This is a genomic window from Methylobacterium sp. UNCCL125 (assembly GCF_900116795.1).
GTDB classification, from domain to species: domain Bacteria; phylum Pseudomonadota; class Alphaproteobacteria; order Rhizobiales; family Beijerinckiaceae; genus Methylobacterium; species Methylobacterium fujisawaense.
In genome coordinates this window covers 41,063-53,924 of record NZ_FPBW01000013.1, presented here as the reverse complement: position 1 = coordinate 53,924, position 12,862 = coordinate 41,063, and the positions used below count along the sequence as shown (strand labels likewise).

The 12,862-nt window shown below is 71.3% G+C and carries 15 protein-coding genes; 5 read left to right on the top strand and 10 right to left on the bottom strand.

Translation table 11 applies throughout. The features are described 5' to 3' along the window. Window positions 1-27 precede the first annotated feature (27 nt). Together yajC and BM396_RS14780 are read right to left on the bottom strand one after the other, a co-directional pair. Entirely contained in the window at window positions 28-360 is a 333-nt protein-coding gene (gene yajC / locus BM396_RS14785) for a preprotein translocase subunit YajC (RefSeq protein ID WP_012319243.1), read from the bottom strand. A 131-nt stretch (window positions 361-491) separates the two neighbouring features. Further along, a complete protein-coding gene (locus tag BM396_RS14780; protein WP_043384955.1) occupies window positions 492-1,373 on the bottom strand; it encodes an alpha/beta fold hydrolase in 882 nt (293 codons plus the stop codon). 123 nt (window positions 1,374-1,496) lie between these two features. Between BM396_RS14780 and BM396_RS14775 the strand changes: the two genes are divergently transcribed. Continuing rightward, window positions 1,497-1,889: a YidB family protein gene (locus BM396_RS14775; protein ID WP_043350915.1), complete on the top strand. Its 393-nt coding sequence runs from the start codon at window positions 1,497-1,499 to the stop codon at window positions 1,887-1,889. 11 nt (window positions 1,890-1,900) lie between these two features. Here the strand turns inward: BM396_RS14775 and BM396_RS14770 are convergent, their stop codons facing one another. Continuing rightward, a complete protein-coding gene (locus BM396_RS14770; protein ID WP_043384952.1) occupies window positions 1,901-2,161 on the bottom strand; it encodes a hypothetical protein in 261 nt (86 codons plus the stop codon). 164 nt (window positions 2,162-2,325) lie between these two features. Between BM396_RS14770 and BM396_RS14765 the strand changes: the two genes are divergently transcribed. Beyond that, a complete protein-coding gene (locus BM396_RS14765; protein WP_043350910.1) occupies window positions 2,326-2,667 on the top strand; it encodes a YidB family protein in 342 nt (113 codons plus the stop codon). Window positions 2,668-2,785: 118 nt separating this feature from the next. Here the strand turns inward: BM396_RS14765 and BM396_RS14760 are convergent, their stop codons facing one another. Next, on the bottom strand, window positions 2,786-4,297 hold the full coding sequence (locus BM396_RS14760) for a peptidoglycan DD-metalloendopeptidase family protein (protein WP_043385035.1): 1,512 nt from the start codon (window positions 4,295-4,297) through the stop codon (window positions 2,786-2,788). A gap of 202 nt (window positions 4,298-4,499) precedes the next feature. Between BM396_RS14760 and BM396_RS14755 the strand changes: the two genes are divergently transcribed. Further along, window positions 4,500-5,054 carry a GNAT family N-acetyltransferase gene (locus BM396_RS14755; RefSeq protein ID WP_043384948.1) on the top strand — a complete coding sequence of 185 codons (555 nt, stop codon included), beginning with the start codon at window positions 4,500-4,502 and terminating at the stop codon, window positions 5,052-5,054. 43 nt (window positions 5,055-5,097) lie between these two features. Here BM396_RS14755 and BM396_RS14750 read toward each other — a convergent pair whose 3' ends face one another. The 6 genes from BM396_RS14750 to BM396_RS14725 all read right to left on the bottom strand — a co-directional run bounded on the left by BM396_RS14750 (window position 5,098) and on the right by BM396_RS14725 (window position 10,367). Further along, a complete protein-coding gene (locus BM396_RS14750; protein WP_043350907.1) occupies window positions 5,098-5,376 on the bottom strand; it encodes a hypothetical protein in 279 nt (92 codons plus the stop codon). A 266-nt stretch (window positions 5,377-5,642) separates the two neighbouring features. Further along, complete coding sequence (locus BM396_RS14745; protein WP_043350904.1) at window positions 5,643-6,920, bottom strand: porin; 1,278 nt, start codon at window positions 6,918-6,920, stop codon at window positions 5,643-5,645. A 222-nt stretch (window positions 6,921-7,142) separates the two neighbouring features. Then, a complete protein-coding gene (gene rlmJ / locus BM396_RS14740; protein ID WP_043384946.1) occupies window positions 7,143-7,991 on the bottom strand; it encodes a 23S rRNA (adenine(2030)-N(6))-methyltransferase RlmJ in 849 nt (282 codons plus the stop codon). 66 nt (window positions 7,992-8,057) lie between these two features. Next, window positions 8,058-8,720 carry a ribonuclease T2 family protein gene (locus tag BM396_RS14735; protein ID WP_043350900.1) on the bottom strand — a complete coding sequence of 221 codons (663 nt, stop codon included), beginning with the start codon at window positions 8,718-8,720 and terminating at the stop codon, window positions 8,058-8,060. A gap of 2 nt (window positions 8,721-8,722) precedes the next feature. After that, a complete protein-coding gene (locus BM396_RS14730) occupies window positions 8,723-9,184 on the bottom strand; it encodes a hypothetical protein (RefSeq protein ID WP_043350928.1) in 462 nt (153 codons plus the stop codon). 196 nt (window positions 9,185-9,380) lie between these two features. Beyond that, window positions 9,381-10,367, bottom strand: coding sequence for an extensin-like domain-containing protein (locus BM396_RS14725; protein ID WP_043384942.1), 987 nt, complete (start codon window positions 10,365-10,367; stop codon window positions 9,381-9,383). A 111-nt stretch (window positions 10,368-10,478) separates the two neighbouring features. Between BM396_RS14725 and BM396_RS14720 the strand changes: the two genes are divergently transcribed. After that, entirely contained in the window at window positions 10,479-11,711 is a 1,233-nt protein-coding gene (locus BM396_RS14720; protein ID WP_043384939.1) for an amidase, read from the top strand. A gap of 374 nt (window positions 11,712-12,085) precedes the next feature. Continuing rightward, on the top strand, window positions 12,086-12,316 hold the full coding sequence (locus tag BM396_RS14715) for a DUF6894 family protein (protein ID WP_043350926.1): 231 nt from the start codon (window positions 12,086-12,088) through the stop codon (window positions 12,314-12,316). Window positions 12,317-12,862 lie beyond the last annotated feature (546 nt).

Below are 12,862 nucleotides of genomic sequence, written 5' to 3'. Positions count from 1 at the left end.
ACGACGCCGGCCGGTTCAACCGGGAACTCAGGCGGCTTTCACCGTGCCCTTGGCGCGGACCTCGGAGATCATCGACCGGACCACCCGAACGCGCACGTTCGGGGCGATCTCGACCTCGATCTCGGGCTGGTCGTCCGACGCCTTGGTCACGCGTCCGACGAGGCCGCCGTTGGTGACGACCGTATCGTCCCGGCGCACGGACTTCAGCAGCGCCTGGTGGTCCTTGACCCGCTTCTGCTGCGGCCGCAGGATCAGGAAGTACATGATCACGAAGATCAGAACGAACGGGACCACCTGAAAGGCGATCTCCGCTCCGCCAGCGGCCGCACCGGCCCCTTGCGCGAAGGCGGGGGTGATCAACGAGCGTCTCCTGCGAATGGCGTGCAGGTCTGCCGCCGGATGAGGCGCCCGCAGACCTGTCGAAAAGCGCGCGGACTATAGCCAGGGGCTACCCGAAAGCAACGTCGAAGCGACAGGCCGATGCGGCGCGCTCACAGCAGGGCGCGGATCGCCGCCGCGAACGCCTCCGGCGCCTCCTGGGGAAAGTTGTGCCCGACCCCCGCGACGATCTCACGCCGGTACGGTCCCGTGAAGTGGCGGGCGTCCGTGTCGGTGGCGGGCGGCGGCCCGACGCCGTCATCGGCCCCGAGCAGCACGATCGTCGGCACGGCGATCGCCGGCTGGGCGGCGAGCCGCGCCTCGATCTCCACCAGCGCCGGATCGCTCGGCACGAGCCCGAAGCGGTGGCGGTAGGAATGCACCACCACGTCGACGAAGTCGGGATTGTCGAAGGCGCGGGCGGTCTGCGCGAAGGTCTCCGCGTCGAACGCCCAGGTCGGCGACCAGAGCCGCCAGAGCAGGCGGCAGAAGGCGTCCCGGTTCTCGGCGAGGCCGGCGCGGCCGCGCTCGCCGTGGAGGTAGTACTGGTACCAGAGACGGTGCTCGGTCTCCGGCGCGACCGGCCGCTCGGCGGCCGGGACGTTCTGGATGTTGTAGCCGACGCCGCAGCTCACGAGGCCCCGGGCCCGGTCCGGCCAGAGTGCCGCCACCACGCAGGCGGCCCGGCCGCCCCAATCGTAGCCGGCGAGCACGGCGCGCCCGATGCCGAGGGCGTCGAGGAAGGCGAGCAGGTCGGCCCCGAGGGCCGCCTGCTCGCCCGAGCGCGGCGTGGCGGGGTCCAGGAACCGGGTCGGCCCGTAGCCGCGCAGGTACGGGACGAGGCAGCGCACCCCGTCGGCGGCGAGACGCAGGGCCGCCGCCTCGCAGGCCTGGATATCGTAGGGGAAGCCGTGGAGCAGCACGGCGGGCGGCCCGTCCGGCGGACCGAATTCCCGATAGGCGATGTCCAGCACGCCGGCCCGCACGCGTTCCATGAACGACTCCCCCTCGCCACGGGGCGATCCTAGCGGGTTCGCCGCGCAATTGCCGCACGCGCTTGCCGCCGCCGCGTCGCGCCCGACTTCTCCTGCGACGAAGAAGCGCGACGGTGGAGAACGATGGGACTGCTCGACGGTGCGAAGAACCTGATCGGCGACGTGGTCGCGGCGGCCGACCGGGCCTTTGAGGAGACCGGCAGCGGCAAGCTCGCCTTGGCGCTCGCGAAATTCTATCCCGGCGGCCTCGCGGCCTTCCTCGACCGCCTGAGGGAGACCGGACACGGCGCGGCCGTCGATTCGTGGCTCTCGCCGGGCACGCGGCAGGCGGTTCCGGCCTCCGCGCTGGCGGCCTGCCTGCCGGAGGCGGTGACCGAGCGCCTTGCCTACGATCTCGGCGTGCCGGCCGCGCGCGTTCCCACCGTGCTCGCGGAGTTCCTGCCCGCCGCCGTCGCGGATCAGAGCGAGAACGGGAGCCTGAAGCCCCAGCCGAATTTCAGCACGCAGGTCCGCTGATCATCGGGGCCTCATGGGGCCGCGCATTTCATCAGAGGCGGGGCGGTCGCGCAGCTCAGATGGCAGCTCTGCTTCGCGAAGCAGAACCACGAGAGCGCGCCGCTCTTCAGGCAGGATCCGCCGCAATGCCGGTACGTGCCGTAGAGCGGCCGAACGAAGACGCCATCGGCGAGGGGGCGCGCCTCCGACGACCGCGCCGTCTCCGCGGCCGGCAGCGCCACCGCCGCACCGGCCGCGACCACGAGCACGAAAGACGGTGCCAGGACTCTCATTCGCGTCGACCGTGGAACCGTGTCCGGGCCGGCATACCGGGCCAAAGTCCGGGTCCTGTCGACTAAATTGCGGTTCACGCGGGCCGGGGGCAGCCGCCGGCCTCTCCCGCTTTCCGGACGACGCCCTAGACTCCCGTCGACCGATCCTTCGACGCGAGGCCCACATGAGTCTGCTCAATTCCCTCGGCGGCTCGCTGGGGCAGATCGCCCTCAAGGCGTTGCCGGGCGTGATCCAGCAGGTCCTGCCCGGCGGGCTCAACGCCCTGCTCGATCAGCTCCGGCGATCCGGCTACGAGAGCCAGGTCAATTCCTGGCTCGGCCGCGGGCCCAACGAGCCGATCACCGCCGACGACCTGCGCAAGGTCCTCGACAACGATCAGGTGCGCCAGATGGCGGGAAAGCTCGGAATCCCGATGGACCAGCTGTTCCCGACCCTCGCGCAGGCCCTTCCCGAGACCGTGGACCACCACAGCCCCGACGGGACCCTGCAGGTGCCCAAGGCCTAGGCAGCCACGGCGCGGGCGCGGGGAAGGCCGGCGCGGCGCGGCCGGACCGGCGGTCCGCAACGCGAAACGGCGGCCCCGTCCGGGACCGCCGCCGCGTGCCGCCGTCTTGCCGGTCGGCTCAGTTGCTGGCGAGCTGGGACATGGGATCCACGGGCGCGCCGCCCTTGCGGATCTCGAAATGGAGCTGCGGCGAGGTCACGTTGCCCGACGCGCCGGACTTCGCGATGGTCTGACCGCGCTTGACCTTCTCGCCGGGCTTCACGTCGATCTCGCCGTTATGGGCGTAGGCCGAGACGTAGCCGTTGGCGTGACGCACGAGGACCAGCTTGCCGTAGCCCTTCACGTCGGAGCCGGCATAGGCGACCGTGCCCTCTTCGGCGGCCTTGACGGGGGTGCCCTCCGGGACGGCGATGTTGATGCCCTCGTTGCCGGAGCTGCCATAGCCGGAGATCACCCGGCCCTTGGCGGGCCAGCGGAAGTTCTCCGTCGCCTCGGCCACGGAGCCGGTGGCGGCGGGCTCGGACTTGGCCTGGGCAGGAGCCGCGGCGGCCACCGGCTTCGGCGTCTCCTTGGCGGCGACCTTATCGGCGGCGGCGGGCTTCTGCGCCGCCTCCTTGGCGGCCTCCTTGGTGGCCTGCTTGGCCGCCTCCTTGGAGGCCTCCTTGGCGGCCTTCGCCTCGGCGAGCTTCTGGGCGGCCTCCGCCTTCGCGGCGGCCTTCGCCTCGGCGCGGGCTTCCTGGGCCTTGGCTTCGGCCTTCGCCTTCGCCTCGAGCTTCGGATCCGCCTTCTTGTCGTCGGCCTTCTTCTCCTCGGCCTTGGCGACCTGTCCGGGACGCACGTGCTTCGGCTTCTCGCCGTCCTTCGCGGTGCCGTCCTTGCGGGTCTTGGCGTCGGCGACCTTGCGGGCGGCGGCGTCGCGGGCGAGCGCCTCCTTGCGCTCCGCCTCCTTCTCGGCGGCGGCGGCCTTCTGCGCCGCCTCCTTGGCGGCCTTCGCCTCGGCGAGCTTCTGGGCGGCCTCCTTGGCCTCCTCGCGCTTCGCGGCGATCTTGTTCTCGACCTGCTTGGCGTCCTCGCGCTTCTCCTCGGCAGCCCGGGCGGGCCGGGCGGACATCGGGGCCGCGGCGGGATTCAGCCCGGAGGCGTTGTAGACCGGGATCACGATCTGACGACCGGGCGTGATCTGGCTCGCGTTGCTCAGGCCGTTGGCGGCCAGGATCGCCGAAGCGGGCACGCCGAAGCGGGTGGACATCTGGTTCAGGCTGTCGTTGCGCGAGACGGTGATCTGCGTGCCGCCCTCGGCGCTCCAGCCGACGCCGCCGGTGGAGGCGACTCGGGTCGCGGGGGCGGCAGCAGGGGTCTGGGCCGGACTCGCGGCGGCGGCCGGACGCGCGGCGCCGGGCGCGCTCAGCGCCTCCGATTGGATGCGGCCGGTCCGGACCGGCGGCACCGACTTCAGGGATCCGTCCGGCAGGCTGCCGGTGGCGGAAGGCTCCGAGTCGAACGGATTCGAGAATGGGTTGCCCAGCCGCGATGCGTCCGAGGAACAGGCGGCGGCCGCCCCGCCGATCATGCCGATGAGCGCGACGCGCGACAGCGTCCGCAACATCTGACCCGTACCGCGCACCCGCATCGACACACCCGTTTGCCTGACGCAACCTGATGCCCCAATGAAGACGGATTCAGGTTAAGCAACCGTTCCCGTTCCGCATACCTGCGACCCAGAAGCGAAGGAGCGCGCAGGGTTTCGCGCAGGGTTTCGCACCGTGCCGGGGATGAAACCCAGGGGCGAGACCGTCCCTTTTCCTACCTGGGCGGCTCCCCACATCGTGGACATGTTTACCATCCGCGGCGCGCGCGACAGCTTGGCCGATCTGCCGGCGATCGAGACCGCGCGCCTCTCGGTCGCCGCCCTTCAGCCCGCGGACGCAGCGGCCCTGCGCCGGCTCACCGACGATCCGGCGATCACCGCCGCGGTGGACTTCCTGCCGACCCCGTTCACGCTCCAGGATGCCGAGGATCTGATTCGCAGCGGCCGGCGGGGCCGGGACTGCTTCCTCGGGGCCTGGACCCGCGGCGGCGCCGATCCCGGTGTCGCCCCCGATCCGGCGGGACGCGACCTGGTTGGGGTGGTCGGGACGCATCTGCGCGGCACCGGCACGATCGAGATCGGATACTGGATCGGGGGCGCCGCCCGCGGGCGCGGCTTCGCCTACGAGGCCGTATCGGCGATCCTCGGCCTTCTCGGCGCGCGCTTCCCGGCGCGCCTCGTGGTGGCGGAATGCCGCCCGGCCAACGTCGCGTCCTGGGGCCTGCTGCAGAAGCTGGGTTTTCGCGACACCGGCGAGGAGGGGCACCGCCCGGGCCGCCGCCTGCTCAGACGGGATTGAGCCCCATGGCCGGCGGGCGGACCCCGACCGCTGGTCTCAGGTCTCAGGCTCCACGCCGCCGCACCTTCGTGCGCCGCGGGCCGAGCGCGAAGGACGCCTCGTCGTCCGGCGAGCGCTCCGCCAGGGCGAAGCTGTGCAGTTCGTTCAGCCCGCCCCCGTCCCGGGGCTGCACCGCGACCAGGGCGTAGAAGGCCGCCCGCACCACATCCTTCCTGGACGCGTCGGGATGCGTCTCGCGGACGGCGACGCGCAGCGCCTTCGGCGTCATGCCAAGTGCGGCCAGGCTCCAGAGCGTCGCCGCGAGCGCCTCGATCGAAGCCATCCGAAACGCCCCCGTCGGTCGAGTCCCATCGTCTTTATACGGATCGGCCCAGCAACGACGCAAGTCTCGTTCAGACGACCGCTAGATCGGCGGCTCATCGAGCACATATCGTCACAAGAATACGACGACATACGAAATCGATTACTACAAATGTCGCAATCGATTTGCCAGAACACCTTCAATTTCAGCAGACAACAAAAAGCCCCCGGACCTGAGGCCGGGGGCTTGCTGGTGACCGGTTCCGTGAACCGGTCCGGGTCATCCGATCAGAAGGTGATGCCGGTCTCGACCATGTAGCGGTCCTGGGAGGTTTTGTTGCCGGTGCGGCCGAAGCCGGTGCCGAGCGTCCCCTCCGCGAGGTTGCCACGGGTGATCCCGCCGAGTTCGACGTGGGCGTATTCCACCCGGAAGAAGTACCGGTCGAAGGTGAAGGTCGGCGTGACGGTGACCGAGAAGGCGTTGCTGCCCGCACCGAAGCCCAGCAGGTTGGTCCCGCCGGATCCGCGGACGCCGGTCTGCTCGGTGTACTCGACGCGGCCGGCCAGGGAGAAATTATCGGTGAACGAGTAGGCCGCCAGCAGCGCGCCGCCGTAGGTCGACGCCGAGTTGGCGATGCCGACGCGCAGGTCCCGCTCGACATTGGTGAACTGGAAGTAAGGCGAGATGATCCACGGGCCGTTCGCGTAGGTGTAGTTGATGTTGAAGATGCCGCTGTTCTGCTGGAGGTTCGGCGTCGCGAACTGGTAGCGCGGGCTGCGGTCGAGGGCGTTGGTCCGGCCGACGTTCAGGCCGCCGTTGACGCCGATCGTGTTGTAGTCGTCGAGCTTGTAGGCGACGTTGCCGGTGAACCACGTGATCTCGTTGGAGAAGAAGCCGTCCGTGCCCGCGAGGGACACCGAGAGCGGGCCGCTGCTGTAATTGACCTGCACGCCCTGGTTGATGAAGTTCTCCTGCACGAACAGGAGGCCGCGGTTGATGTTCAGGTTCTGGTAGGTGAACAGCAGCTCGGTGCCGATCAGGGTGAACATCCGGCCGCCCTGGACCGACCATTCATCGTTGATCTGGATCTTGCCGAAGGCGACCGGGACCGGGCCGAACAGGAGATCGGTCTGGGTGAAGGTGCCGAGCGTGGGGAAGCCGAGCTGCGGGATCGAGTAGCCGCCGGCCTGGATGTAGAACTGGAACGCGCCCTCGGGCTTCTGGATGATGCCCTGCACGTTCGAGAAGTCGAACCGGGCCGACCGGTCGCGGTCGTTGGGCGCCGCCGGGGTCGAGAACGAGGCGAACGGGTTCGACTGCGTGTAGCCGTAGCCGGTGATGGCGCCGCCCACGTAGAGGTCCCCGAGCGGACCCGCGGAGAAGCAGCTCGGATTCGGGTTGGCCTTGATCACGCCGCTATAGGCCGGACCGATCAGCGTGGCCTTGCACGGCTCGGCGGGGGGCGCGACGGGAACCGGCGCCGGGGCCGACAGATCGGCCGCGAGGATGCTGGTCGAGGACAGCAGCACGGTGGCCAGGCCGGCCAGGGCGGATCGCTTCAGCATGGTTCGGAGCTCGTTCGGATTCGTCTACGGCCAAGCTGACATCGCGCTGCGAATGACACAAAATCAAACATAGAGCAGTTGCATATTTTTTGGGCAGATCCCTATCGCTGAACGCGTTCGACGCGGAAATGTGACTTTGCCGCCACAATCGTCCGGGCGGACCGGCGTTTTCCTTTGCGGGCGTCCGGAACAGCTTTCCCGGCACGGCCCAAGTCTACCGTGTCAGGCCGCGGGACCGATCGGATCGCAGCGAAATCCTCCGAACTCATGCCGGGCCAGCCGTTCGGCCAGGGCCGGCAGGAACAGCATCGCCTCCTCGGCGAGGCGCCACGGCGGGTTGACCACGATCAGGCCGCTCCCGGTGAGCCGCGTCGGGTCGCCCGGCCGCTCGATCAGGAGATCGAGCCGCAGGGCCGGGCGGGGCAGGGCGGCATCGAGATCGCGGACCATCCGGTCGAGGGCCTCGGTGTCCTTGATCGGATACCAGGCCAGGAACACCCCGGTGGGCCATTTCGCCACCGCCCGGGCGAGGTGGGCGCCGAGGCGCTCGATCTCGCCGGGCACCTCGTAGGGGGGATCGATCAGCACGAGGCCGCGACGCTCCGGCGGCGGGATCTGGGCGTTGATCGCAGTCCAGCCGTCGAGGCTCATCACCTTGGCTCGGGGATCGCGGGCGTAGCGGTCCTGCAGCGTGGCGGCATCCGCCGGATGGAGTTCCACGAACACGCCCTTGTCGCCGGGGCGCAGCGCCTCGCGGATCAGGGCGGGCGAGCCGGGATAGGCGGTGGCGCCGTCGCGCGCCTGCACCGCCGCCACCGCGGCCCGGTAGGGCGCAAGCAGCGCCTCGACATCCGGCGCGAAGGGCGCGGCCATCCGGCCCCACCCCTCCCGCCACTCGCCGGTGCGGGCCGCCTCGTCGGCCTCGAGATCGTAGACGCCGAGTCCCGCGAAGGCGTCCAGCGCCCGGAACGGCTTGTCCTTGAGCCGGAGGTGGTCGAGCACCCGCGCCAGAACGAGGTGCTTGAGGACGTCGGCGTGGTTGCCGGCGTGGAAGGCGTGCCGATAGTTCATGGCCGCGCGCTCAAGCCGATCCGGCGCCCCAGGTCCAGCACCCGGCGCGCAAAACGCCGAAAAAACCTAGCGGGCGGCGTCGAGACGCACCTCGGGCGCCCGGCAATTGCCGCGGGCGACCTCGGGGCAGGGGGCGAAGCCGCGCAGGTCCTTGCCGAAGCAGATCCGGACCTCCTGCAGTTGCCCGCGGGTGCAGGTGACCGCCATCATGTCGGGGCGCAGGCCGCGATTGGCCGCCACGAATTGCCGCGCGATCTCGATGGGGGCGAGGGATTGCGGCGGGGAGCCGCCCGTCAGGCCGTCGGGGATCGTCACCGCCTGCCGCGCCGTGCGAGCGGCCGCGAAATAGGCGGCGGGATCGAGGCCCGAGCAGGTGCCGTGCTTGCGCCACTCGTACCGGGCGAGCCCCTCGCTCGGATAGACTTGTCCGGCCACCTCCATGGCCTGCCGGGTGGGCGCACGGTTCACCGCCGAGCAGTTCTCCGGATAGCCGCGGGCATATTGCGGCCACAGGCCGTGGACGACGAAGCCGAGGCCGCGACCGGGGGCGCACTGGACGTCGTCCCGGCGTGCGCCCGGCCCCGCGCAGTAGGTCGGCGACCACGACAGGGCGAGGACGTAGAAGTCGAACGCGCCCGGCGTGCCGCCACGGGCGAAGCCGCCGTAATCCTGGGCGGCGGCCGGCCCGGCGAGGAGCAGGCCCGCGAGGCCGGCGGCGAGCCTGCGCATGGTCAGGGACGCGCCATCCGGCAGGCGGTGGCGTAGGCGTAGGCGAGGTCCCGGTCGAGCCCGTGGACGCAGAACTCGACGCCCCAGGTCGCCCCGATGATCCCGAGGCTCTCGCGCACCGAGTAGTCGACCTTGCGGCGGACGCCGTCCGACGTGGTGATGGTCGCGGTGCAGAAGCGGCGGGGATAGGTGTCGAGGCCCCAGGGCCGCCAGGCGGTGCGCTCGATCGTGTCGAAGGACAGGATCGTCATCGACGAATTCCAGAACTTCGCCTCCTTCTCGGCGAAGTTGGTCGAGACCCGCTCCAGCACCGACGGGTCCTGGCAGCCGGGGATCTGCGCGTCGAAGGGGAAGATCCGCTCCTCGGCGGGCTCGATGTCCTCTCGGGCCGAGCGGGCCAGCGCCGGCTGGGCCAGGGCGAGAAGGGCCAGCCCGAGGGCGAAGCCGTGAAAGAGCGGGCGCATGGCGCGTGCCTCGACGGATGTGCGATCCTGCATCCGCGAACGATGGCCCGGCCGCGCCGCCAGTCAAGCTCCGGCGGCCCCGCGCCGGTGCTTTGGCGGCCTGTGCGGCGCGGCCGCTACACTCGCCGGCCGATGCCCCCGGAGCGGGACCGGCCCGCGGCCCGATCCCGTCAACCCGCGTTCCGGCGTCGCCCGGTCAGTAGATCGGCCCCGTGCTCGGCGGCGCGCCGAGCTGCAGCGGCTCGTCGTAGTCCTGCGCGGGCTCCTCGGGGGCGGCCGCGGCGATCCGTGGCGCCGGCCGCACCGGCGGCGCGGCGGTGTAGGCCGATGCCGCGGTCGGGCGGGCCGGCGCCCTGGCGACCTGCGTCGCGCCGCCGGCCTTCGACATCGGCGACACGCCGTAGGGATCGTCCTGCTCCACATCCACCGGCGCCTGCGGGGCGGCGGGCTGGCGCTGCGGCGGGACCGGACGGCTCAGCGGCCGCTCGACGCCGGTGCCGAGCTGCGGCGTGAACTTGATCATCGGCTGGCAGATCCGCCTCAGACCGCGCGGGTCGTGCCGGGCGAGATCGACGTGGATGTGGTCGTAGTGGAACACGTTCGAGCCGGGGGCCAGCACCGTGGTGAAGCGCTGGCAGGCGCCGAGGAAGATCTCGCGCAGGAAGCCCTGCTCGGCCTCCGTGCCGCGCCAGCCGCCCTTCACGGTGATCACGTGGCCGTCGGCGAGCTTGATCGACATGACGTCGATGGCGTTGCCGAAACCGTGCTCGGAGAGCTTGGCGCCGGGCTGGTTGTTGCGGCCGCGGCAGGAATAGGAACCCGCGTTGATCTCGGCGACCGGCACGCCGAAATAGAGGTTGGCGGCCGGCTGGATCGTGTCGGCGAGCCACGCCTCGGCCTCGGCCAGCGCCGGGCAGCCCAGGGTCATCCGCTGCTTCAGCAGGACGGAGCCGCCGCCGAGCCGCGTCACCCGGAAGGGCTGCTGCATGCCGCACGGCCCCGGGCCGTCCATGGCCGCGATCGGCGTGACGAACTCCGAGGGCTCGACGAGCTTCTTGGCCAGGCAGACCTGCTCCGCCTGATCGCGCCACGGTTCGCGCCGCTCGAAATGATTGATCGAGCACGCGGTGAGGCCCGCGCCGAACAGCGCCAGAGCCGAGAACAGGGATACGCCACGCCACATGACCCGGACGATGCGCACGGTCGCGTAAAGCGTTCGTCAACGGCGTTTCGGGAATGACGCGACCTGTGGCGTCTCGGTTGACAGCGCCGCGGACCGCAGACTGAATGCATTATGCTTTCACTTCTCGACCTCCGCGCCCGCATCGCCGCCGGCACCCTGACCCCCGCGGGGGCGATCGATCTGTGCCGCGCCGCGATCGCCGCGCGGGAGCCGGACCTGCACGCGCTGGTCACCCTCGACCCGGCGCCGGCGATCCCGGAGACCGGGCCGCTCGCCGGCATCGCGGTGGGCGTGAAGGACATCATCGACAGCGCCGGCCTGCCGAGCCAGATGGGCTCGTCGATCTACGCGGGCTGGACGCCCCGGGGTGACGCCGCCGTGGTGAGCCGGCTGAAGCAGCTCGGCGCCGTCGCCCTCGCCAAGACCACCACCACGGCCTTCGCCAGCAGCGACCCGACCGAGACGGTCAACCCGCACGATCCCGGCCACACGCCGGGCGGCTCATCGGCGGGCTCGGCCTCCGCCGTGGGCGCCGGGATGCTGCCCCTGGCCCTCGGCACGCAGACGGCGGGGTCGGTGATCCGGCCCGCGAGCTATTGCGGCTGCGCGGCGGTGAAGCCGTCGTTCCGGCTGATCCCCACGGTCGGCGTGAAGACCTATTCCTGGGCCCTCGACACGGTCGGGCTGTTCGCCGCCGGGGTCGCGGACGTCGCCCATGCCCTCGCCCTGGTCACCGGACGCCCGGAGATCGACGGCGCGGATTCGGGCTCGGCCCCCCGCATCGCCGTGGTGCGGCAGGACTTCGCCGAGGCCCCGGAACCGGAGGCCGAAGCCGCATTGATGCGCGCCCGGCAGGCGGCCGAGCGGGCCGGGGCGCGGGTGAGCGACGTCGCCCTGCCGCCGGAGCTGGCGCAGGCCTGGGAGCGCCACCGCATCATCCAGAACTACGAGGGGCGGCTGGCGCTCGCCTGGGAGTACGACACGCAGGCCGACGCGCTCCCGCCCCGCGTCCGCGAGCATCTCGACGCCGGCGCGGCGATCGAGCCGGCCCAGTACGACGATGCCCGCCGCCACGGCCATCACGCCCGGCGGGTGCTGAAGGGCCTCTTCGCCGATTACGACGCGATCCTGACCTTCTCGGCGCCGGGATCCGCACCCGCGACCCTGGATTCGACGGGCGACCCGCGCTTCAACCAGCTGTGGACGCTGATGGGCGTGCCCTGCGTGAACGTGCCGGTGCCCGGCCAGAGCCTGCCGGTGGGCGTCCAGGTGATCGGCCGCTTCGGCGACGACGGCCGGACCCTGGCGGTGGCCCGGATGATCGAGGCCGCGCTGCGCGGCTGACCGGCCGTCAGGGCGACCCGCACCGGCACGCTCTCGGGCGACGCCGCCGGGTGCCCATCCCGTCCGCCGTTCCGGGGCCGCGCAGCGCCCGGGATCCAGAGCCGCCGACTCGCCCGATCCCGGCGCCAGCGGCGTTCAGGGCGTGCGGGTTCGCCGGCGGCGCGCAGGACAAGCAGCGCGGGCGGCCGCCCGGAAGGGGCGACTTCGGGGCCGCGATGATGACGGCCGCGCAAAATGTCGCGTTATGTCCCCTAGCGTACATTTGTGATTGTGAGCTCATTGACGCGACACTAGACACGGTTCATCGCTGGCAACGTTCCCCGGGCGCTAGCGGCCGGAAGACGCGCACTCCCGCCCAAATGGTGGAGCGTCTTTTGGCACGCTACTTCATCAGCACGACCAACCACGTCACGGTCATGGACGAGGAGGGCGTCGAGCTCCCGAGCCACGGCGCGCTCCGCGAGCTCCTGCGCAGAGTCCTGACGGAACTCCTGCGCGACGAAGGCGACCTGACCGGGGTCAATGAGTATTCCGCTCACGCCTATGACGAGGCGGGCAGACTGGTCATGGTCGCGCGGGCCAGCTTCTCCGTCACGGACCAATAGGCCGGCTCCCTCAAGGACCCGGAGGTCGCGCTCCGCTTCGGCACGGAAGCGGACTTGGCTTCGTCCTCACTTGCCCCTGCCGCGCGCGGCGTCGATGAACCGGCGACGCTCTTCCTCGGGGCGCGCTTATCGGCGCCGCACCTGACGGGTTTCGGCTCGGCGGGTTCGGCTCGGCGGGTTTCGGCTCGGCGCATGTGTCGGCCGGCATCGTCGCGGCCCTCGGATCACCCGCGGTGTCGGCCTTCGCGCCGCCGACAGTCGGACATCGCCGGAGGACACCGCGGCGGCCGGAGCCTGATCGGCGCTCTCCTTCGGGACGCCGGGCAGGCCGTCGATGCCGCCCCTGGAGACCGGCGCGCCGTCGCCCCCGACCTCGCGCGGGCGGCAAGCCCTCGAACCGCGCCGTCCTTCGGTCAGGCCGGGCATGCGCGGTGCGGCGGCCCCTCCCGGGGAAGGCTGGAGGATCGGGCCGGCTCCCCGACGCGGAAGCTCGGCCGGCAGGCCCTCTGCGGCGGCGATCCGATCGCCGGCCGCCCTGGAGCAAGT